Genomic DNA, 20,635 nt, shown 5'->3' on the forward strand with positions numbered 1-20,635 from the left:
CCTACGATCCCTGCGTGATGCCCCGGTGACGGACGACGCACTGCGCCGGAGCCTGTTCGCCGGTGGCGGAGACCTCGGCGAGGCGATGGCCGGCCGCGACTGGGCCGAGACCGCCCTGGGACCTCCCGAGGAGTGGCCCGCGGCGCTGCGCAACACCGTCCGGATCATGCTCACGTCGCGCTTCGCGATGTGGGCCGGCTGGGGCCCGGAGCTGGCCTTCCTCTACAACGACGCCTACCTGCGGGACACCCTGCAGAGCAAGCACCCGTGGGCGCTGGGCCGGCCGGCGTCGGAGGTCTGGGCCGAGATCTGGCACGACATCGAGCCGCGCGTGCGGTCGGTGCTCGACACCGGGGTGGCCACCTGGGACGAGGACCTGCTGCTCTTCCTGGAGCGCAGGGGCTTCCCCGAGGAGACCTACCACACCTTCTCCTACAGCCCCCTGGACGGCGACGACGGTCGCACCGAGGGTCTGTTCTGCGTCGTCACCGAGACCACCGACCAGGTCATCGGCGAGCGGCGGATGGCGACCCTGCGCGACCTCTCCGCGGCGCTGGCCCCGGCCCGCACCCGGCAGCAGGTCCTCGCGGCGGCCGGCGGACAGCTCGCCGACAACCTCGCCGACCTCCCCTTCAGTGCCGTCTACCTGTACGACGACGACGGCACCGCCCGCCTCGGCGCCACCGCGGGGATCGATCCCGAGGCCGGGATCCTGCCGACCGTCCTCGCCCTCGACGACCCCCGCCGCGACCCCGAGTCGACCCTGCGCGCCGGCTCCCCGCTCGTCGTCGACGGTCTCCGCGCCCGCTTCCCGGACCTGCCCTCCGGCGCCTGGGACCGCGCTCCGGACCGGGCCGCCGTCGTCCCGCTGACGACGTCCGGGCAGGGGCCGGAGGACCTGGCCGGCTTCCTCGCCGTCGGGCTGAACCCGCACCGTCCGTACGACGAGGGCTACGCCGGCTTCGTCGGGCTCGTCGCCCACCAGATCTCCGCCGCGCTGATCAACGCCGACAGCTACGAGGCCGAGCGCGAGCGCGCCGAGGCGCTGGCCGAGCTGGACCGGGCCAAGACCGACTTCTTCAGCAACGTGAGCCACGAGTTCCGCACCCCGCTCACGCTGATCATGGGCCCGATCGCCGACCTGCGGGCCGCCGAGGACCTCTCGGCCTCCCGCGTCCGCGAGGAGCTCGAGGTCATCGAGCGCAACGCCCAGCGGCTGGGCAAGCTGGTCAACACCCTGCTGGACTTCTCGCGGCTGCAGGCCGGCCGGATCGACGCCCGCTTCGAGCCCGTCGACCTCGCCGCGGCCACCAGCGAGCTGGCCAGCGTCTTCCGCTCCGCCGTCGCGCGGGCCGGCCTGGACTACGTCGTGGACTGCGCCCCACTGCCCGAGCCGGTGCACGTCGACCGGGACATGTGGGAGAAGGTCGTCCTCAACCTCCTCTCCAACGCGCTCAAGCACACCTTCGAGGGCGGGATCACCGTCCGGCTCCGCGCCGGCGCCGAGGGGGCGGTGCTCACCGTCGCCGACACCGGCATCGGGATCCCCGAGGCGGAGCTGCCCCGCCTGTTCGAGCGCTTCACGCGGGTCGCCGGTGCCCGCTCGCGGTCCGGCGAGGGCAGCGGCATCGGGCTGGCGATGGTCCGGGAGCTCGTGGGCCTGCACGGCGGCACCGTGACGGCGCAGAGCTCGCCCGGCGCCGGGACGACGTTCACGGTGACCCTCCCCGTGGGCACCGCCCACCTGCCCGAGGAGCGGCTCGCCCCGCCCACGCCGGACGCGCCCGCGGTCTCGGGGGCGGCCACCCCGTTCGTCACCGAGGCGCTGCGCTGGCTGCCCGCGGCCGACGACGCCGACGAGACCCCGCGGCCCGAGGTGCCCGACGGCGCAGCGGCCGCGCCGGCCGGCCGGGTGCTCGTGGCCGACGACAACGCCGACATGCGGGGCTACCTGGTGCGGCTGCTCGCCCCCCGCTACGCGGTCACCGCGGTGGCCGACGGGCAGCAGGCCCTCGACGCCGCCCGCGCCGCGCCGCCGGACCTCGTCGTCAGCGACGTGATGATGCCAGTGCTCGACGGGATGGAGCTGCTGGCCGAGCTGCGCGCCGACCCGCGGACCTCGCGGGTGCCCGTGCTGCTGCTCTCCGCCCGCGCCGGCGAGGAGGCCGCCGTCGAGGGCCTCGCCGCGGGGGCCGACGACTACCTGGTCAAGCCCTTCGCCGCCCAGGAGCTGCTGGCCCGGGTCGGCGCGCACGTGCACCTGGGGCGGGCGCGCCGCGAGGCGGAGGAGCGGTTCACCGCGATCGCCGACCTGGCGCCGGCGCTCATCTGGGTGTCCGACCGCGAGGGCGGGCGGCTGCTGGTCAACGCCGGCTGGACCGCCTTCACCGGCCGCGACGCCGGCGCCGAGCTCGGCGACGGGTGGGCGGTCGGGGTGCACCCCGACGACCGCGAGCGGTACCGCGCGGAGGTGACCGCCGCGCGGGCCGAGGAGCGCGGCTGGGAGGTGGAGTTCCGGCTCCGCCGCGCCGACGGCGCGTACGCCTGGCTGCTCGAGCGCGCCGTCCCGATCGGCGTCGGCCGGGCCGCCGCCGGCTACGTCGGCGTCTGCACCGACATCAGCGCGCGGCACCGGGAGACCGAGCGGCTGGCGCTGCTGGCCGAGGTCGGCGGCGTCCTGGAGCGGGAGCGCACGGTCGACGGGCAGCTGTCCGCGCTCTCCCGGCTGCTCGTCGACCGCCGGATCGCCGACGTGGCCACCGCCCGAGTGGTCGACGAGGAGGGCCGGCTGCGGTTCGCCGGCATCGCCGGGCTCGATCCCGCCGCCGAGGCGGCCGTCGCGAGCCTCAGCCCGGAGACGGGCTTCGGCCCCGAGGTGATCAGGACCGGTCGGACCGTCCTCGCCGCCCAGCTGCCCTGGCCGCCGCCCGGCCGGGCCGACGTCGCCGACGCGGTGGCCGTGGGCTCGGGGATGGCCGTGCCGCTGTCGGCCGGCGGGCGGGTCCTGGCCGTCCTCGGCCTGGCCCGGCAGGCGGACTCCCTCCCCTTCGACGAGGACGACCGCGCCCTGGTCGAGGAGGTCGCGGCCCGCGCAGCGCTGGCCGTGGACAACGTGCTCCTGCTCGCCGAGGAGCGGGCCACGGCCCGGCGGCTGGCCGTCCTGCAGCGGGTCACCGCCGAGCTCTCGGCGGCGACCACGCCGGCGGAGGTCGCCGGGGTGGCCGCCTCCGCGCTCACCGGCCTGACCACCGACGGCGGACGGGTCGGCGTCTACGAGGTCGACCCCGCGCAGCGGGCGCTCGTCGCGCTCGCGATGAGCGGGGGGACCAGCGACGACACAGGGGAACGGGCCGCCTGGACCGCGATCCCGCTGAGCTCACCGATCGCGCTCGCCACCGCCGTGACCACCGGCCGGCCGCAGTGGGTGGAGACGGCCGACGAGCGGCTGGTGCAGCGCGAGGGGCTGACCGACGGCCAGGTCCGCAGCATCCTGGCCGCCCCCCTCGCCGCGGCGGCGGCGGTCCCGCTCACCGCGGGTGGGCGGGTGCTCGGGGTGCTGGGTCTGGCGTTCCGCGGTGCGCACTCGTTCCCCGACAGGGAGCGGGACCTGCTGCTGGCCGTGGCGGAGCAGATCGCGCTGGCCCTCGACCGCGCCCGCCTGTACCGGGCGGAGCTCGACATCGCCACCACGCTGCAGCGCAGCCTGCTGCCCGCCGCGCTCCCGCCGCTGGCCGGGCTCGCGCTGGCCGCCGAGTACCTGCCCGGCGCCGTGGGCAGCTCGGCCGGCGGGGACTGGTACGACGTCGTGGAGCTCGACGCCGACCGGGTGGCCATCGCCGTCGGCGACGTCGTCGGCCAGGGGCCCTCGGCGGCAGCCGTCATGGGGCAGCTGCGCAGCGCGCTGTCCGCCGCGCTCCTGCAGGGCTGCCCGCCGGCCGCCGCCCTGGAGCTGCTCGACCGGTTCGCCGCCCGGCTGCCCGGCGCGCTCGCCTCCAGCGCCGCCTGCCTCGTCGTCGACCGGGCCGCCGGCCGGGTCCGGTGGGCCCGGGCGGGGCACCCGCCGCCCTTGCTGGTGACCGGGGAGGGCGTGACGCCGCTGGACGGCGCCGGGTCCGGCTCGGTCCTCGGCGTCCCCGACCGGGCGGCCTACACCGAGGGGACGGCCGAGGTCGCGCCGGGGACGACGCTGGTGCTCTACACCGACGGCCTCGTCGAGCGCCGCGGCGAGTCGCTCGACGCCGGCCTGGCGCGGATCACCGACGCCGCCGGGCGGCACGCCGCGGACGATCCGGAGCTGCTCGTCCGGCACCTGCTCGCCGACGTCCTCGCCGACACCGACCGGCCCGACGACGTGGCCGTCATCGCCGCCCGCGTCCTGCCGCCGCCGCTGGCGGAGCGGCTGGCCGCCGACCCGGCGCGGCTGAGCCGGATCCGCCGCACCGTCACGGCGTGGACCGCGGCCGCCGGCGTGCCCGCCGACAGCGTCGACGACCTGCAGCTCGCCCTGGGCGAGGCCCTGGCCAACGCCGTCGAGCACGCCTACGCAGGGTCGGGCCAGGAGGGCGAGTGCGAGTACTCGCTGGACCGGGACCCGGACGGCTCGATCCGTGTGCGGGTGCGGGACAACGGCACCTGGCGGCCGCCGCCGGCGGACAAGGGCTTCCGGGGACGCGGGCTCGAGCTGATCGGCGCGCTGGCCTCCGACGTCGGCATCGGGCCGGCGCCGGGCGGCGGCACCGAGGTCCTCTTCCGGATCGTCCCCGCACCGGCGGACGCCGCCGTCGTGGACCCGCCGCCTGCCGAACCCGTCCCCGAGGACGGGGAGGCGACCCTCGCGGTGCGCCCCGGCCCGGTGCTGGAGCTCGCCGGCGAGCTCGACCTCGCCGCGGTGTCCCGGCTGCGCGGCGACGTCCTCGCCGCCGCCGCGGGGGCCGGCGGGGTGCTGGAGCTCGACCTCCGGCGGGTGGGCTACCTGGCCAGCGCCGGGGTCGGGCTGCTGCTGGAGACCGCGGCGGCCGTGCGCGCCGCCGGCGGTCGCGTCCACGTACGCACGATGCCCGGGAGCGCCGCGGAGCGGGTCCTGCGGCTGTCGGGGCTGCCGGACGGCCTCGTGGGGGACGGTGACTGACCGCGCGGCTCCCCCGGACGGGTGGACGCAGCCGCGCGTCCGGTTTCGGCACGGACGGCCCCGGGCAGACGGCGATGCGGACCTGGTGCCTCCTGCGCCCGGTCCGTGTCGCAGAATGCTCTCCGGTCGGCCGGTACACCCGGCCCTGCAGGTGTCGAGGAACAGGTGAACGGAACCGCTGAGGACGGCGTGACGCGCGCCGCGCCCCCGGCCCGCGGCTGGCCCGGTGCCGCCGCGGGACAGGGGCACGCCGCGGCGCTGTACGACTCGGCGGACACCCTGCTCGCGGCGACCACCCCCTTCCTGGAGGAGGGGCTGCGGGCCGGGGACCTCGTCGTCCTGGCCTGCTCGCCGGAACTGGCCGAGACCGTGACCGCGCCCCTGGGCATGCGGGCCGCGCCGATCGAGCAGGATCCCCGCCTGTGCCTGCACGGCACCCGGATCCCCGAGGCCTACGTGGCGGTCCGCCGCGGCCTGCGGCGCGCCGCGGACACCCCGTCCGGCCGGCTGCGGGTGATCGGGCAGAGCACCGTGGCCGAGGTGCCGGGCGGGGCACGGGAGTGGCTGCGCTACGAGGTGTCGTGCAACGCCGTCCTCGCCGGCTCGGCGCTGTCGGTGCTGTGCGTGCTGGACACCGCGGTCGTGTCCGGCCCGCTGCTCGCGCAGGCGGTCGCCGCCCACCCACAGCTGATGACCGGCAGCGACGTCGTGGACAACCGCGGCTACCGCGAGCCGACGTCCTACCTGCGCGCGCTGCCGGTGCCGCGGGAGCCGGTCGAGGACCTGGCCCCCCTGCTGGCGGTGGACGGTGCCACGGCGCTGGCCGAGCTGCGCGGACGGGTGCGGACGGCGCTGGAGACCGCGGTGCCCGACGTCGACCAGCGGGAGGACCTGCTGCTGGCGGTGGCCGAGGTGATGGCGAACGCCTTCCGGCACGGGCGCCCGCCGGTGTCGGTGCGGTTGTGGGGCGACCGGCGGCGGCTGATCTGCACGGTCACCGACTCCGGGCGGGGCTACGACGACCCGCTGGCCGGGTTCCAGCCCGCCCACGGGGACGACCTCGCGCACGGCGGCATGGGCCTGTGGCTGGCCCGCAAGCTCTGGGACTCCGTCGACCTGCTGCCCGGCGGGCCCGGGCTCACCGTCCGGCTGGGCACCGCGCTGGTCCCGTCCGCCCGCTCCTGAGCCGCCGCGCCGGGCCCTGCCCGTGATTTGACCCCGGTGGTCGCGCACTGTTCAGCTAGCGGCGTGATCGTGGTGACGGCCGCCGGTGGCCAGACGGGCCGGGCCGTCGTCCGCGCGCTGCGGGCGCGGGACCTCCCGGTGCGCGCCGTGGTGGGGCGCCGGGGGCCCCGTCCGGAGCTGGAGGAGCTCGGCGCCGACGTCGTCGTGGCCGAGCTGACCCAGCCGCTGGCCTGGAGCGGCGTCCTCGCCGGGGCCGACGCGCTGTACCTGATCTGGCCCAACTTCGACCCGGACGAGGCCGAGGGTGCGACCGCCCTGTTCGCCGAGGCCCGGCGGGCGGGGGTGGGGCGCGTCGTCTACCACTCCGTCCTGCGCCCGCAGGCCCACTCGATGCCGCACCACACGGCCAAGGACCGCGCCCAGGAGGCCCTCGACCGCGCGGGCGTCGCCTGGCGGGTGCTCCAGCCGTGCGCGTACGCGCAGAACCTCGACGAGGAGGTGCAGCGGGCCGCCGACACCGGCGTCCTGCGCAGCTTCTGGGGGCTGCGGACGGCGCAGTCGCTGGTCGACGTCGCCGACGTCGGAGAGTCCGCGGCCGTGCTGCTCACCGAGGACGGTCTGGACGGCGGCACCTTCGAGGTCGCCGGCCCCGAGCCCCTCACCGCGCCGCGGATGGCGGAGCTGATCGGCGAGGCGCTCGGACGCGAGGTCGTCGCCGAGGACGTGATCCCTGCCGGTGACGTGCCCGTCTCCTACCGGGCGCGCTGCCGCCGGCTGATGCTCGACCACTACCGCGCGCACGGGTTCGTCGGCAGCCCCCGCGTGGCGACCGCGCTCCTGGGCCGACCGCCCCGCTCGTACGCCGAGCACCTGGCGGACGTGCTGGCATCTGCATGATCAGCGCATGAGCGAACCGGCCGACTCCGTCGACCTGATCCTCGAGCAGTGGGCGCGGGAGCGGCCCGACCTCGACTGCTCGCCCATGGGGGTCATCGGCCGGATCACCCAGCTGCAGCGCGAGGTCCACCTCGCGCAGCGGGCCACCTTCGCCCGCCACGACCTGGACGCACCCGCCTTCGACGTCCTCGCCGCGCTGCGCCGCGCCGGGCCGCCGTACCAGCTCACGCCCACCGCGCTCATGCGGACGGCGCTGGTGACCTCCGGGGCCATCACGCAGCGGCTGGACCGGCTGGAGGAGCGCGGGCTGATCACCCGTACCCGCAGCGAGTCCGACGGCCGGGGCGTCGTCGTCACGCTGACCGACGCCGGGCGCGAGGCGCTGGACGCCGCGCTGCCGGACCACCTGGAGACCGAGCGCCGGCTCCTCGCCGGCCTCTCCGCCGCCGAGCTGGAGCAGCTGGCGGGCCTGCTGCGCCGGTTCCTGGTCTCGCTGGGCCGGCTGCCGGAGCGTCCGTGACGAGCGGGGCCCGGAGGCCCGCGACGTCATAGCCCGGGGACGTCCTCCGGGCGCAGGTCCGGGCGGGTCCGCACGAACCGCAGGGGGTGACGGAAGACGCCGGCCTGCAGCGCGGCGTCGGCGCTGACCTCGACGACGACGTCGGGGCGCACGCGGGTGAGCGGGACGCTGAGCCGCCCGCCGCCGAAGCGGCCGGTGCCGATGCGGTCCGGCCAGGGGTGGTCGGCGTCGGCGGGGGAGAGGACGGCGGCCAGCTCCGCGGCGGCGGCGGGGGTCAGCGGGCTGGTGCGGCCGACGACGACCAGCTCGCCGTCCCGGTACCGGCCGGCGACCAGCTGGCTCGGCCGGTCGATCGGGCCGATGACGCCGCCGGCGACCACCTCGGTCGTCTCCCAGGACTTGACCTTGACCCACTCCCGCCGGCCGGGCGCGTACCGGGTGCCGGCGCCCTTGGCGACCAGCCCCTCGACGCCGGCGACGCGGAAGTCGCGCGACCACTGCTGCGCCTCGGCCGGGTCGGCGGTGACGGGGGAGAGCTGGAACGGGGGCGCCCAGCGCTGCGCGAGCCGCTCCAGCTCCGCGCGGCGCTGCCGGAGGGTGCGACGGCGCTGGTCGGTGCCGCCGGCGGCGAGCAGGTCGAACGCCACGTAGGACGCCGGTGCGGCCGCGACCTGCGCGGCGATGCGGCCGGGCGCGGTCACCATCCGCTTCTGGAGCAGGCCGAAGTCCAGCCGGTCGTCGTGCCAGATGACGACCTCGCCGTCGACGACGGTGCCGGCGGGCAGCTGGACCAGTGCGGCGGCGGCGACGTCGGGGAAGCGGTCGGTGAGGTCACGGCCCTGCTTCGACCACAGCCGGGTGCTGCGCGCGCTCCGGACGACGACCAGCCGGTAGCCGTCCCACTTGGGCTCGTACAGGCAGCCGCCGGGCAGCCCGGCCGCCGCGGGCAGGGTCCGGGCCGGCTTGGCCAGCTGCACCGCCACCGGGCCGGCCAGGTCCGGCGGCAGGTCCGGCAGGCCGGCGGCGGTCGAGGGCACGACGGCCAGCCTGCGGGCTGACCGGGACCGCCGCAGCGCCCCCGCGGACCGGATCACCCGTTCGGTGGAGGGTCGCCACGCTCCGCGTCGTCCCCCATGGACTTCCGCGCGCGAAACGCTCCTACGGGCGGTCGGGCACGGCGGAGAGCTGCCCGGCCAGGTGCGCGGCGAAGTCCTCGGCGACGGCGAGCTCGGTCCGCAGGGCCTCCACGCGTACCCGGGCCGCTTCGTGGAACATCCGCAGCCGGTCGACCAGCCGGTCGCGCTCGGGACCGGTGGCGACGGCGAGGTCGTCGACGAGTGTGAGCAGCTCGCGCATCTCCTCGAGGGCGAACCCGAGCGGCTTCATCCGCTTGATCACCTCGAGCCGGGCGACGTCGTCGTCGCTGTAGAGGCGGAACCCGCCCTCGGACCGGGCGCTCGGCACGACCAGGCCGCTCTCCTCGTAGAAGCGGATGGTGCGCAGGCTGAGCCCGGTCCGCTCGGCGACCGGGCCGATCTGCACCAGCCGGCCCATCAGTGCGACCCGGCGAGCTGGCCGCTGTGCCGCTCGTAGCGCGCGGCGGAGTGACCCTCGAGACCGACGATCTCCACCTGCCTGCCCCGCGTCTCGTACTTGTGCGAGATCGCATCGAGCGCCGCGACCGTGGAGGCGTCCCACACGTGGGCGTTCGAGAGGTCGATCACGACCCGCGGGGGGTCCTGGGCGTACTCGAACTGGGTGTAGAGGTCGTTGCTCGAGGCGAAGAACAGTGCGCCGTCGACGGTGTACCGCGCCGTGTCGCCCTCGACGACCCGCTCGACCTCGACGACGTGGGCGACGCGTCGGGCGAAGAGCACGCAGGCGACGAGCACGCCGACGCCGACACCGATCGCCAGGTTGTGCGTCACGAGCGTGACCGCGACGGTCGAGAGCATCACCGTCGTCTCGCTGCGGGGCATGCGGTGGATCGTGCGCAGGCTGTGCCAGTCGAACGTCGCGATGGACACGAAGACCATCACGGCGACCAGGGCGGCCATCGGGATGACGCTGACGACGTCCCCGAGGGCGACGACCAGCACCAGCAGGAAGACGCCGGCGAGGAAGGTCGAGAGCCGGGTGCGGGCACCGGAGGCCTTCACGTTGATCATCGTCTGGCCGATCATCGCGCAGCCGCCCATGCCGCCGAAGAAGCCGGTGACGATGTTGGCCACGCCCTGCCCCCAGGACTCCCGCGTCTTGTCGGAGGAGGTGTCGGTGATGTCGTCGACCAGCTTCGCCGTCATCAGCGACTCCATGAGCCCGACGAAGGCGACGCCCAGCGCGTACGGGGCGATGATGGTCAGCGTCTCCCAGGTCAGCGGGACGTCGGGGAGCACGAGGAACGGCAGGCTGTCGGGCAGTGCGCCCTCGTCCCCGACGTCGGGCAGCTCCCAGCCGGCCAGCACCGTGAGGCCGGTCAGCACGACGATCGCGACGAGCGGCGCGGGGACGGCGCTGGTCAGTCGGGGCAGACCGAAGATGATCCCGAGGCCGGCCGCGACCATCGGGTAGACCAGCCACGGGACGTCGACCAGGTGGGTCACCTGGGCGCTGAAGATGAGGATCGCCAGCGCGTTGACGAACCCGACCATGACGCTGCGCGGCACGAACCGCATGAGCCGCGCGACGCCGGCGACGGCCAGGACGATCTGGAACGCCCCGCCCAGGATGACCGCGGCGATCAGGTACGACAGCCCGTGATCGGCGACGAGTGGTGCCACCACGAGGGCGATCGCCCCGGTCGCCGCGCTGATCATGGCGGGTCGCCCGCCGGCGAACGCGATGACCACGGCCATGGTGAACGAGGCGAACAGGCCCACGCGCGGGTCGACGCCGGCCAGGATCGAGAAGCTGATCGCCTCGGGGATCAGGGCCAGGGCGACGACGAGGCCGGCCAGCACCTCGGTGCGGGCGACGCGCGGGGAGAGCCAGGCGGGACGGGCCGCGCGCAGGGCGGGGGGGGCGGGAGGCACGTGGTCCCACTCTGCCTGCAACTCTCCTCTCACGTGAGGGTCGAGTGGTGCGAGGTCCGTCACGTGGCGGGTGGCCGGCCCGCCCGGTCGAGCAGGAGCAGCGCGTAGCCGGCGAGCGAGGGGCTGTCGGTGAACCGGCCGTCGCCGATCATCGCGCGCAGCTCGGCCTCGGACACGAACGCGTGCCGCATGTCGGCCTCGCTGGCCTCGCGGGCGGTGGGACCGGGGGTGAGGTCGGTCGCCAGCCAGACGTCGAACTCCTGCGTGGACAGGCCGGAGGCGAGGTCCAGGTGGCCCAGGTGGCGCAGCTCGCCCGCGCGCAGACCGGTCTCCTCGGCGAGCTCGGCCCGGGCCAGCTCCTCCGGCGTCCCGCCGGCGCCCTGCGGCCAGCCGCCCTGGGGGAACTCCCACGCCCGGCGGCCGACGGGGTGGCGGTACTGCTCGACCAGCCAGAGACCGTCGCGTTCCCAGGCGAGGACGAGGGCGAAGTCCGCCTTCTCGACGACGCCGTAGATGCTGGAGGACCCGTCGACGAGCTCGACGGTGTCCTCCCGGACGCGGATCCACGGGTTCCGGTAGACCTCCCGGCTGCTGGTCTGGCGCATGTGCCCGAGCCTCGCAGAACGGGGACCATGGGACCCGATGACCGACCGGAAACCCCAGGGCGTCTCGTTCGAGACCTGGGTGGAGCAGCAGATCCGGCAGGCCCAGGAGCGCGGCGCGTTCACCGGCCTGCCCGGCGCGGGGAAGCCGCTGCAGATCGATCCCGAGCAGACGGCCTACGACTGGGCGCTGGCCAAGGCCCGCCGCGAGGGCGTGCAGACCGCGGACATGCTGCCGCCGGGCCTGCGGCTGCGCCGCGAGCGCGACGAGCTGCCCGAGCGCGTGCTGCGGCTGCCGAGCGAGGACGCCGTCCGGGCGGTGGCGGAGGACTACAACGCGCGGGTGGAGGCCTTCTGGCGGCGGCCGGCGGAGAGCCGCTGGGCGGCGGTGCCGGGCCTGGCTGACGTCGAGGGGCTCGTCGGGCACTGGACGGCGCACCGGCCGCCGCCCCCGCCACCGGTCGAGCAGCCCCCGCCGGCGCCGCGCCGGCGGTGGTGGCGCCGCGGGTGATCCCGCGGTTGTGCCCCTGGCGAACGCCCGCGTCGGGATCACGGCCGGGGGTAGGCAGGGCGTGTCCGTTCCGACGAGAGGACCGTCATGTCCGAGGTACCAGGCACCGATCGCGACCAGGCCCGGAGGAACGTCGAGGAGGAGACCCCGACCGCGCCCGAGGACGTCGCGGGCGCCACCGATCCCGGCGAGGAGACCACGGGGGACGAGGCGAAGCCCTCGCCCGGCCCCACCGAGCCCCTGACCTGAACGCACCCCGGCCACCCCTCCGGAGAGGGGTGGCCGGGGTCGTCTCCCTCAGGACGTCGGCACCCGGTCGAGGAAGCCGAGGACGGTGCGGATCCGTCCGTCGGCGTCGACGACCGCGACGTCGAACCCGGTGATCGGCGGCTCGTCGCCCTCCGGGCCGAGGTGCCACGTGAAACGCAGCTGGTCGTGGTGGGCGTCGGCGGGTCCGGCCAGCCGGAAGACGAAGCCGGGGAACTGCTGCTGGACGGCGGCGATCGTCGCCTCGATGGCCGCGCGCCCCTCGGCGTCGACCAGGGGATCGGTGTAGCGGGCGTCGGGGCTGAACACCTCGGCGACGGCCCTGCGCCGGGCCGCGGGATCGGTCTGGTTCCAGGCGGCGATGTAGCGCTCGGCGTGAGCGGCGGTGGCGGTCATGTCGGTCTCCTCGGATCTCAGGAGCGGCGGAGGGCGGTGAGCTGGACGGCGGCGAAGCCCGCGACGACGGCGGCCTGCAGGAGCACCCACGCCGTCCCCACGCCGGTGAGCGAGAGCACCCCGGCGACGACGACGGCGACGCTGCCGGCCGCCCACAGCGCGTTGGCCGCGACGACGGCCTCGGTGGCGACGGCGGGCACGGCCGGGCGGGCCGCGACCAGGGCGACGGCGACGCCGTAGGCGAGCAGGAAGGCGCCGAGCCCGCGCAGCGTCCCGGGAGGGGCGCCGAGCAGGTCGTGCAGGAGCGGTGCCGCGAGCAGGTACGCGGCGCCGTTGGCCCCGGTGACGGCGGCGTCGAGGCGCAGCGCCAGGCGGAGCAGGTCGAGGGGGCGGCGGGTGGCGGTGGTCATCGTCATGCCGGGAAACGTCGCGGCCGCAGGGAACGGCGTCGATTACCTCCGGGGTAAGCGACGGCGGCTCCCGGCCTCGCTAGCGTCCGCGGCGTGACCACCGCCGTCCGCCCGCCCGTGGGCGACCTGCTGCGCGACTGGCGCCGCCGTCGCCGGCTCTCCCAGCTCGACCTGGCCAGCGAGGCGGGCGTCTCGACCCGGCACCTCAGCTTCGTCGAGACCGGACGTGCCCGGCCCAGCCGCGAGATGGTGCTGCACCTCGCCGACCAGCTCGAGGTGCCGCTGCGGGAGCGCAACGAGCTGCTGCTGGCCGCCGGTTTCGCCCCTGCCTACGGGCACCGCGGGCTGGACCACCCGGACATGGCCGCGGTCACCCGGGCGCTGGACCTGGTGCTCCGTGCCTACGAGCCGTACCCGGCCCTCGTGGTCGACCGCTCCTGGGAGCTGGTGATGGCGAACGCGACGGTCGACCTGCTCACCGCGGGCGCGGCCCCGTACCTGCTCGAGCCGCCGGTCAACGTGCTGCGGCTCAGCCTGCACCCCGACGGGCTGGCCCCGCGGATCGGGAACCTGCCGCAGTGGCGGGGGCACGTGCTGCACCGGCTGGGCCGCGAGGCGGCGCTGACCGGGGACCCCGCCCTGGCGGCGCTGCACCGCGAGCTGGCCGCGCTGCCCGGCGGCACCGACCGGACGACGCCCGACGGCATCGTCGTCCCGCTGCGGCTGCGCACCGACGACGGCGTGCTCTCGTTCGTCAGCACGGTGACCACCTTCGGCACCGCCGTGGACGTGACCGCCGCGGAGCTGAGCGTCGAGGCGTTCCTGCCCGCCGACGCGGCGACGGCCGAGGCGCTGCGGGCCTCAGTCGGCTGACCGGGCCTCCTCGGCCTCCTTCGCCTCCAGCTCGCGGGTGGCCATGCCGCCGTGCCCGCCCTCGTCGTACTGGCCCGGGCGGAGGTTGTTGCCCCCCTCCCCGTGCTCCCCGGTCTCGGTCTCCTCGCGCGGTCCGCTCATGCCGCGTCCCTGCCCTCTCCCGGCCGGGATCAGTCGCCGTAGCGGGCGGCGATCGCGGCGGCGCGGTCGCGCAGCGCGGTGCGCAGCTCCGGCGGGTCGAGGACCTCCGCGTCGGTGGCGAGCCGCCACATCGCCCAGAGCGCGTGCCGGACGTCCTGGAAGGTGACCTCCAGCCGCAGCCGGCCGTCGGGATCGACCCGCTCCGTGCCGACGGCGAGGGCGGTGCCCACCAGCTCGTCGCGCCGGGCCGGGGTCAGGAGGAGGGTGACCGCGACCCGGTCCCCGCCGGTCCGGAACCTCGTGCCGCGCTCGCGCCAGATCCCCTCCAGATCGACCTGGTCCGGCCGCTGTGCGGGTTCGTCGAGCTCCTCGGCGGCCAGCACCCGGGACAGCCGGTACGTCCGGTCCTCGCCGGCGCGCCGGGCCAGGAGGTACCCCTGCCCGCGGACGGTGACGAGGCCGATCGGGTCCACCGTGCGTTCCCGCGGCGGCTGGTCCAGCGCGGCGTAGCGGATGCGCAGCCGGTGCCCGTGGATCACCGCCCGCCGCACCTCGGCCACGACGGCGTCGGGGACCTCCTCGGGCTCCGCGCGGCGCTCGAGCAGGTCGGTCTCCGGGTCCACGAGCAGGCGGGCGGTCATCCCGACCGCTGCGTCCCGGTGGCTGTCGGGGAGCGCGTCGACCACCTTGAGCATCGCCGTGGCCAGGGCCGATCCGAGGCCGAACGCCTGCGCGCCGGCCCGGGACCCGGCGACCAGCAGCGCGAGCGCCTCCTCGGCGTCGAGCCCGGTGAGCTCGGTCCGGAACCCCGGCAGCAGCGCGAAGCCGCCGTGCCGGCCGCGCTCGGCGTAGACCGGGACCCCGGCAGCCGACAGCGCCTCGACGTCCCGGAGCACCGTGCGGGTGGACACCTCGAGCTCGCGGGCCAGGGCGGCCGCGGACAACCGACCGCGCTGGCGCAGCAGCAGGATCAGCGCCACCAGCCGGTCGGCACGCACGCGGAGAACGTACGGCCAATCACGACAGAGGGTGTCGTGATTCGTCGGCAGTCTGCTCCCACGACACCGATCGAGCGGATGGAGGAGACGTGGGCATGGAGCGGACGAGGGTGAACCCGTGGCCGTGGTCGGAGGCACTCGGCTACGACCAGGGAGAGCTCGTCTCGGGGCACGGCCGGACGCTGTACTGCGCGGGGCAGACGGCGACGAGCGGCGACGGCGTCCCGCAGCACGAGGGGGACATGGCGGCCCAGTTGGCGCTGAGCCTGGACAACCTGGAGGCGGTCCTCGCCAGGGCCGGCATGTCGCTGGCCGACCTCGTCCGGCTGACCGTCTACACGACCGACGTCGACCTGCTCCTGGAGCACTACGGCGTGCTGGCCGGGCGGCTGGGTGCGGCCGGCGTGGCGGCGAGCAGCACCCTGCTGGGCGTGACCCGGCTGGCGATCCCCTCCCTCCTGGTCGAGCTGGAGGGCACCGCGGTCGCCTGAGGTTCCGCCCGGAACGCTCGTGCTCTGCCCCACATACGGGGCAGAGCACGAGCGTCCGCGGAGGTACTACCGGAGGACGTCGAACTCGTTGAACGCAGCGCCGCCGGAGAGCCTCGCGTAGCCGGGGCCGCGGTCGAAGAACGGCTGCTCGCCGGTGCGGGCCGCGCGCATCTCGTCCCGGAGCGCCGCCGTCGCCGCCTCGTCGGCCGAGCCGTCGTCGAGGACCACGACGCCGTAGTCCTCGCGGGCGCCGGCCACGGAGACCTTGCGCCACGCGATGTCGCGCAACACCTCCTCGACCGGGCGGTCCAGCGGGTCGCCCCAGCCCCCGCCCCCGGTGGTCCGGATCCGGACGACGGTGCCGGCCGGCAGCGGCTCGGCGTCGGCGAGGGCGTCCACGTCGTGTTCGCCGGGTCCGCCCGGGTCGACGGTGATCTGGAACGGCCGTCCGGCCCTGCCGCCGTTGACGCCCCAGCAGGCGAGGATCGAGCGGTCGGCGATCGACATGAAGTGGGCGTCGCGCAGCACCCGGATGTGCTTCTCGTAGCCGCAGCCACCGCGGTGGCGCCCGGGCCCGCCGGAGTCCATGGCCAGGCCGAGCCGCTCCACCCTCAGCGGGAAGCGGGACTCGGTGAACTCGGTGGGCAGGTTCCGGGAGTCGGGGACGACGTGGATGGTGTCCTCGCCGTCGGCGTAGTACCGGCCGCCCGAGCCGCCGCCGAGCACCTCGCGCATGAGGTACGGGTTGCCGTCGTGATCGGTGCCGTAGACGCCGGTGTAGCGGATCGTCTCCTGGTCGGCGGGCATCCGGCCGCCGGTTGCCTTGGCCAGCACGCCCGCGAGCACGCCGAGCAGCCGGAGGATGACGAAGGTCCGCGCGTTGGTGGGCGCCGGGAAGATCGGCGTCAGCAGCGTGCCCTTCTCCGGGAAGCGCATCTCGATCAGGGGGACGACGCCCTCGTTGACGTCCAGCTGCGCCATCCGCTCCGGCGTCGCGGCGAGGTTGCGCAGGATCGGCGCCAGCCACTTCTTGAGGAAGTTGCCGTCGGCGTAGTCGCCGCAGTGGTTGATCGGGCCCTTGGCCTGGGGGCCGGTGCCGGTGAAGTCGATGACCAGCGGCACGTCGGCGGAGGAGTCCATGGTCAGCGTGATCCGCTGGCGGTGGAGCTTGGGCTCCTCGACCCCGTCGTGCTCGGCGTAGTCCTCCCAGACGTAGGTGCCGTCGGGGATCTGGCTCAGGATCTCCCGCCGGTAGACCTCGGTGGAGTTGCTCAGGATCGCCTCGAAGCAGGCCTCCACCGCGGCGACGCCGTACCGGTCGAACAGCTCGCCCAGCCGCCGGGCGCCGGCCAGGCAGGCCGAGCACTCCGCGTCCAGGTCGGCGGCCAGCGAGTCGGGCATCCGGGAGTTGCGCGTCATGATCTTCAGCGCGCTCTCGTTGGGCACGCCCCGGTCCCACAGCTTGATCGGCGGGACCATCAGGCCCTCCTCGAACACCGAGGTCGCCGCCGACGGCATCGAGCCGGGCACCGCGCCGCCGATGTCGTCGTGGTGGCCGAAGGCCTGCACGAACGCCACCACCTCCGGCGCTCCGGTGTCGGGGTTGCCGGCGAACACCGGCACGGTGACGCAGAGGTCGGGCAGGTGCCCGATCCCGCCCTCGGACAGGTAGACGTCGTTGTGGAAGTAGACGTCGCCGACGTTCATCGTCTCGATCGGGTAGTCGCGCACCACCGGCTGCACCAGCGCCGAGTACGAGCGGCCGGTGAGCTTGCGCAGCTGCCGGTCGTGGATGCCGGCGCGGAAGTCGTGGGCGTCGCGGATCATCGGCGAGCGCGAGGTGCGCCCGATCGCCGTCTCCACCTCGCGCTCGATCGCGGCGAGCGTGCCCGCGACGATCTCGACGAGGACCGGGTCGGCGTCCACCTTCTGCTCGGTCACGAGGCGTCTTCCTTGGTGAGCAGCAGGTTGCCGTGCGGGTCGACGGTGGCGCGGAAGCCCGGGTGCACCGGCACGGTCGAGCCGAACTCCTCGATGATGGCCGGTCCGGCCACCACGTCGCCCGGCGCGAGCCGCGGCCGGTCGTAGGTGGGCGTGTCCACCCAGTCGTCGAAGAACACCCGCCGAGAACCCGTGACGGCCCGGTCCGTCCCGCCCTGGCCCGGCGGCAGCTCGACCAGGTCCGGACGGCGGATCGGCCCGATCCCGCTCACCCGCAGGTTCACCCACTCGACCGCCTGGCGCGGGTCGTCGGCGAAGTCGTAGCCGTACAGCTGCCGGTGCGCGGCGTGGAAGGCCTGCGCGACCTCCTCGGCGGCCGCGGCGTCGAGGTCGCCGTCGGTCACCGGCACGCGGACCTCGAACGCCTGGCCGACGTAGCGCAGGTCCGCCGTCCGCTGCATGCGCTGGTCGGCGCGCGCGAACCCCTCGCCGTCCAGCGCGGCGCGGGCGCGGTCCTCCAGCCCGGCGTACACCGTGCGCACCCGGCTGAGGTCGAGATCGGCGTGCTTGGAGACCACCGTCTGCACGTAGTCGTTGCGGACGTCGACGGTGAGCAGCCCGAAGGCGCTGACGTTGCCCGGGTTCGGCGGCACCAGCGTGCGGGGGAGGCCGAGGACGTCCATCAGCCGGCAGGCCAGCAGCGAGCCCGAGCCGCCGAACGTGGTGAGCGTGAAGTCCCGGACGTCGAGGCCCCGGGCCACCGTCACCTGGCGCAGCGCGTTCGCCTGGTTCCACGCCGAGATCTCGAGGATGCCGGTGGCGGTGCGCTCCAGCGACAGGTCGAGGGTCTCGCCGAGGGCGGCGAGGCCGGCACGGGCGGCGTCCACCGACAGCGGGATCTCCCCGCCGAGCAGGTGCGGGGGGATCCGGCCCAGCACGACGTGCGCGTCGGTGACGGTCGGCCGGTCGCCGCCGGACGGGTAGCAGATCGGGCCGGGGTCGGCGCCGGCCGACTGCGGGCCCACCTTGAGCGTGCCCTCGGGCGACAGCCAGGCGATCGAGCCGCCGCCGGCGCCGACGGTGACGACGTCGATCATCGGGATCTTCGACGGGTACGCGCCGACCGAGCCCTCGGTGGTGAGCGTCGGCTCGCCGTCGACGACGACCGTGACGTCGGTGGAGGTCCCGCCGCCGTCGCAGGTCAGCACCCGGTCGAAGCCGGCCGCGCCGGCGATCAGCGCGGCGCCCAGCGCCCCCGCGGCCGGGCCGGACAGCATCGTGGTGATCGGCTGGTGCACGACCTCCTCGGCCGACAGCACACCGCCGTTGCTCTTCATCACGTAGAACGGCACGCCCGGCGCGATCTCGTCCAGCCGCCGGCGGATGTTCGTGACGTAGGCGCCGACCCGCGGCTTGACCGCCGCGTCGACCAGCGTTGTCACCGAGCGCTCGTACTCGCGGTACTCGCGCAGCACCTCGGAGCTCAGCGACACCACCGCGCCGGGGAGCTCCTCGCGGAGCACCTCGAGCATCGCCCGCTCGTGGGCGTCGTTCGCGTAGGAGTGCAGGAAGCAGACGCCGACCGTGCTGATGCCGGCGTCGCGGAAGAAGCGGGCGGCGGCGACGGCGTCGTCCCGGTCGAAGGGCCGGACCTCCTCGCCCGTCACGTCCAGCCGGCCGCGCACGGTGCGGACGAGGTCGGCCGGGACGATCCGCGGCGGCTTGACCCAGAAGTAGCTGTTGCCGTAGCCGTCGGGCACCGACTGGCGGGCGATCTCCAGCACCGACTCGTAGCCCTCGGTGGTGATGAAGCCGATCCGGTCGAGCTTGCCCTCGAGCAGCTGGTTCGTGGCGACCGTCGTCCCGTGGCTGACGGCGGTGACCGCTTCGCCGGGCAGGTCCATCAGGTCGAGCACCTTGCGGACGCCGGCGAGGAACCCCTCGGCCGGGTCGGCGGGCGTGGACGGCGTCTTGGTGGTCGCCGTCCGCCCGGTCTCCTCGTCGACGGCGACGACGTCGGTGAAGGTGCCCCCGGTGTCGATGCCGATGCGGATCCGGCGCGCGGCGGGAGGGGCGCTCATGGTCGATACCTTAGGGCTGAGGAACCCGTCGGGACAGACCCGTCAGCCGAACTCGACCGCCTTCAGCCCCACCGCGCGGAAGGCGGCCAGCCGCTCGGCCTGCTCCTGCACCGCGCGCCGCAGGGCCGCCGTCGCCGGGGCCCACAGCTCGACGGCCACGGTCATCGAGGACCCTGCCTTGCGCGGCCGCCACAGCCCGGCGATCCCGCCCCCGGCGAGGACCGCGCCCGGCCGGCCCAGCACCGGCCACAGGGCCGTGCGGTGCGCCGGGTCGGGGGCGATCAGCTCGCGGTCGCGGCCCTGGAGGAAGAGGTCGAAGGGCCCGAGCAGGCGGGTGACGGCCGGAGGCGGGGCGTCGAGACCGTCGGCGTCGAGGGTCCAGCGCCGCTCCCCGTCGACGTCGACCTCAACGGCATCGGCGGGCCAGCGCGCCCTGACCTCCTTGACGGGGGCGTCGAGGTATCCGGCGACGTGCTGCGGGGTGGCCGGGCCGAGCAGTCGCAGGTAGGCGCGGACGACGTCGAACCGCTCGGGCACCTCCTCGGCCGGGACCAGCCCGGGCACCGGCTGCAGCACCGGCGGGGACGTGCCCGGCTGCAGCTCCAGCCCCGCCCGCAGCGCCGACAGCCGGAACGTCTGCTCGTAGGCGTGCACCGCGTCGCAGGGGCGGCAGTAGCGCAGGTAGGGCTCGTCGAGCACCTCGCGGAGCCGGCCGGGCATCTCCCCCTTGACCATGGGGGCGCTCACGATCGAGCGCATCGCCCCGGCGACCGTGTCCAGCGCGGTCAGCACCGGGATGCCCGCCGCCTTGAGCGGCTTGGCGCCGTCGAAGATCCGCTTGGCGGCGTCGGCCTCGGAGAACGGCGCCGTCGCCGCGGCCACCGCCGGCAGGTCGGCCCGCCGGTAGAGGTGCGGCGCGCCGCGGATCGTCCAGACGCTCGACAGCTCGCCGGGCTCCGGGCGCACGCCCCGCAGGGCGAGCGCCCAGAGCCCGCCGTCGGGACCGGTGTCCTGGACGCCGATGTCGAGGACGGCGGTGTCGCCGGTCGTCCCGGCGTCGCGGTCCAGCTGCTGCGCCCGGATGCGGGCGCCGAGGACCTCGGCGGCGGTCGCGGTGAGCGTCATGGCAGGCACCGTAGGACCGATCGGTGCAAGGACGTGG

General features: G+C 75.5%; 19 protein-coding genes. 8 read left to right on the forward strand and 11 right to left on the reverse strand.

Features of this window, described 5'->3' with window-relative positions; all coding sequences use genetic code 11:
• Positions 1-25: 25 nt before the first annotated feature.
• From DQ240_RS05040 to DQ240_RS05055, 4 genes are all read left to right on the forward strand, one after another.
• The gene (locus DQ240_RS05040; protein ID WP_113838503.1) at positions 26-5,128 is read left to right on the forward strand and encodes a SpoIIE family protein phosphatase; all 5,103 of its coding nucleotides are present in this window, start codon (positions 26-28) and stop codon (positions 5,126-5,128) included.
• 165 nt (positions 5,129-5,293) lie between these two features.
• Positions 5,294-6,313, forward strand: coding sequence for a sensor histidine kinase (locus tag DQ240_RS05045; RefSeq protein ID WP_158548537.1), 1,020 nt, complete (start codon positions 5,294-5,296; stop codon positions 6,311-6,313).
• Positions 6,314-6,376: 63 nt separating this feature from the next.
• Entirely contained in the window at positions 6,377-7,210 is an 834-nt protein-coding gene (locus DQ240_RS05050; RefSeq protein ID WP_113838505.1) for an SDR family oxidoreductase, read from the forward strand.
• Between the two features lie 7 nt (positions 7,211-7,217).
• Positions 7,218-7,730 carry a MarR family winged helix-turn-helix transcriptional regulator gene (locus DQ240_RS05055; RefSeq protein ID WP_113838506.1) on the forward strand — a complete coding sequence of 171 codons (513 nt, stop codon included), beginning with the start codon at positions 7,218-7,220 and terminating at the stop codon, positions 7,728-7,730.
• A 26-nt stretch (positions 7,731-7,756) separates the two neighbouring features.
• Here DQ240_RS05055 and DQ240_RS05060 read toward each other — a convergent pair whose 3' ends face one another.
• The 4 genes from DQ240_RS05060 to DQ240_RS05075 all read right to left on the reverse strand — a co-directional run bounded on the left by DQ240_RS05060 (position 7,757) and on the right by DQ240_RS05075 (position 11,367).
• Positions 7,757-8,767 (reverse strand): ATP-dependent DNA ligase, encoded by a 1,011-nt coding sequence (locus tag DQ240_RS05060; protein WP_113838592.1) that lies wholly within the window; start codon positions 8,765-8,767, stop codon positions 7,757-7,759.
• A gap of 121 nt (positions 8,768-8,888) precedes the next feature.
• Positions 8,889-9,284 carry a MerR family transcriptional regulator gene (locus DQ240_RS05065; protein WP_113838507.1) on the reverse strand — a complete coding sequence of 132 codons (396 nt, stop codon included), beginning with the start codon at positions 9,282-9,284 and terminating at the stop codon, positions 8,889-8,891.
• Positions 9,284-10,762 carry a SulP family inorganic anion transporter gene (locus DQ240_RS05070; RefSeq protein ID WP_113838508.1) on the reverse strand — a complete coding sequence of 493 codons (1,479 nt, stop codon included), beginning with the start codon at positions 10,760-10,762 and terminating at the stop codon, positions 9,284-9,286. The genes DQ240_RS05065 and DQ240_RS05070 overlap by 1 nt, the downstream gene beginning before the upstream one ends.
• Before the next feature lie 59 nt (positions 10,763-10,821).
• The gene (locus DQ240_RS05075; RefSeq protein ID WP_113838509.1) at positions 10,822-11,367 is read right to left on the reverse strand and encodes an NUDIX hydrolase; all 546 of its coding nucleotides are present in this window, start codon (positions 11,365-11,367) and stop codon (positions 10,822-10,824) included.
• A gap of 37 nt (positions 11,368-11,404) precedes the next feature.
• Here DQ240_RS05075 and DQ240_RS05080 point away from each other — a divergent pair, with 37 nt between their 5' ends.
• Together DQ240_RS05080 and DQ240_RS23550 are read left to right on the forward strand one after the other, a co-directional pair.
• Positions 11,405-11,875 carry a DUF1992 domain-containing protein gene (locus tag DQ240_RS05080; RefSeq protein WP_158548539.1) on the forward strand — a complete coding sequence of 157 codons (471 nt, stop codon included), beginning with the start codon at positions 11,405-11,407 and terminating at the stop codon, positions 11,873-11,875.
• An 87-nt stretch (positions 11,876-11,962) separates the two neighbouring features.
• Positions 11,963-12,124, forward strand: coding sequence for a hypothetical protein (locus DQ240_RS23550; protein ID WP_199589074.1), 162 nt, complete (start codon positions 11,963-11,965; stop codon positions 12,122-12,124).
• Positions 12,125-12,172: 48 nt separating this feature from the next.
• Here DQ240_RS23550 and DQ240_RS05085 read toward each other — a convergent pair whose 3' ends face one another.
• Together DQ240_RS05085 and DQ240_RS05090 are read right to left on the reverse strand one after the other, a co-directional pair.
• Entirely contained in the window at positions 12,173-12,538 is a 366-nt protein-coding gene (locus DQ240_RS05085; RefSeq protein WP_113838511.1) for a nuclear transport factor 2 family protein, read from the reverse strand.
• Between the two features lie 17 nt (positions 12,539-12,555).
• Positions 12,556-12,954, reverse strand: coding sequence for a hypothetical protein (locus DQ240_RS05090; protein ID WP_113838512.1), 399 nt, complete (start codon positions 12,952-12,954; stop codon positions 12,556-12,558).
• An 87-nt stretch (positions 12,955-13,041) separates the two neighbouring features.
• Here DQ240_RS05090 and DQ240_RS05095 point away from each other — a divergent pair, with 87 nt between their 5' ends.
• Positions 13,042-13,821, forward strand: a complete 780-nt coding sequence (locus DQ240_RS05095) for a helix-turn-helix transcriptional regulator (protein WP_113838513.1) — start codon at positions 13,042-13,044, stop codon at positions 13,819-13,821.
• Here the strand turns inward: DQ240_RS05095 and DQ240_RS23200 are convergent.
• Positions 13,810-13,962 (reverse strand): hypothetical protein, encoded by a 153-nt coding sequence (locus DQ240_RS23200; protein WP_158548541.1) that lies wholly within the window; start codon positions 13,960-13,962, stop codon positions 13,810-13,812. The genes DQ240_RS05095 and DQ240_RS23200 overlap by 12 nt on opposite strands.
• A gap of 29 nt (positions 13,963-13,991) precedes the next feature.
• Complete coding sequence (locus DQ240_RS05100) at positions 13,992-14,960, reverse strand: YafY family protein (protein WP_113838514.1); 969 nt, start codon at positions 14,958-14,960, stop codon at positions 13,992-13,994.
• A 95-nt stretch (positions 14,961-15,055) separates the two neighbouring features.
• Here DQ240_RS05100 and DQ240_RS05105 point away from each other — a divergent pair, with 95 nt between their 5' ends.
• Positions 15,056-15,451, forward strand: a complete 396-nt coding sequence (locus DQ240_RS05105) for a RidA family protein (protein ID WP_113838515.1) — start codon at positions 15,056-15,058, stop codon at positions 15,449-15,451.
• Positions 15,452-15,517: 66 nt separating this feature from the next.
• Here the strand turns inward: DQ240_RS05105 and DQ240_RS05110 are convergent, their stop codons facing one another.
• Genes DQ240_RS05110 through DQ240_RS05120 form a run of 3 tightly spaced genes read right to left on the reverse strand, consistent with a single transcriptional unit; the run spans position 15,518 to position 20,598 of the window.
• The gene (locus tag DQ240_RS05110; protein ID WP_233498506.1) at positions 15,518-17,392 is read right to left on the reverse strand and encodes a hydantoinase B/oxoprolinase family protein; all 1,875 of its coding nucleotides are present in this window, start codon (positions 17,390-17,392) and stop codon (positions 15,518-15,520) included.
• Positions 17,389-19,473: a hydantoinase/oxoprolinase family protein gene (locus tag DQ240_RS05115; RefSeq protein WP_113838516.1), complete on the reverse strand. Its 2,085-nt coding sequence runs from the start codon at positions 19,471-19,473 to the stop codon at positions 17,389-17,391. The genes DQ240_RS05110 and DQ240_RS05115 overlap by 4 nt, the downstream gene beginning before the upstream one ends.
• Before the next feature lie 42 nt (positions 19,474-19,515).
• A complete protein-coding gene (locus tag DQ240_RS05120) occupies positions 19,516-20,598 on the reverse strand; it encodes a winged helix DNA-binding domain-containing protein (protein WP_113838517.1) in 1,083 nt (360 codons plus the stop codon).
• Between the last annotated feature and the right edge of the window lie 37 nt (positions 20,599-20,635).

Source organism: Blastococcus sp. TF02A-26 (assembly GCF_003319125.1).
Classification (GTDB): Bacteria; Actinomycetota; Actinomycetes; order Mycobacteriales; family Geodermatophilaceae; genus Trujillonella.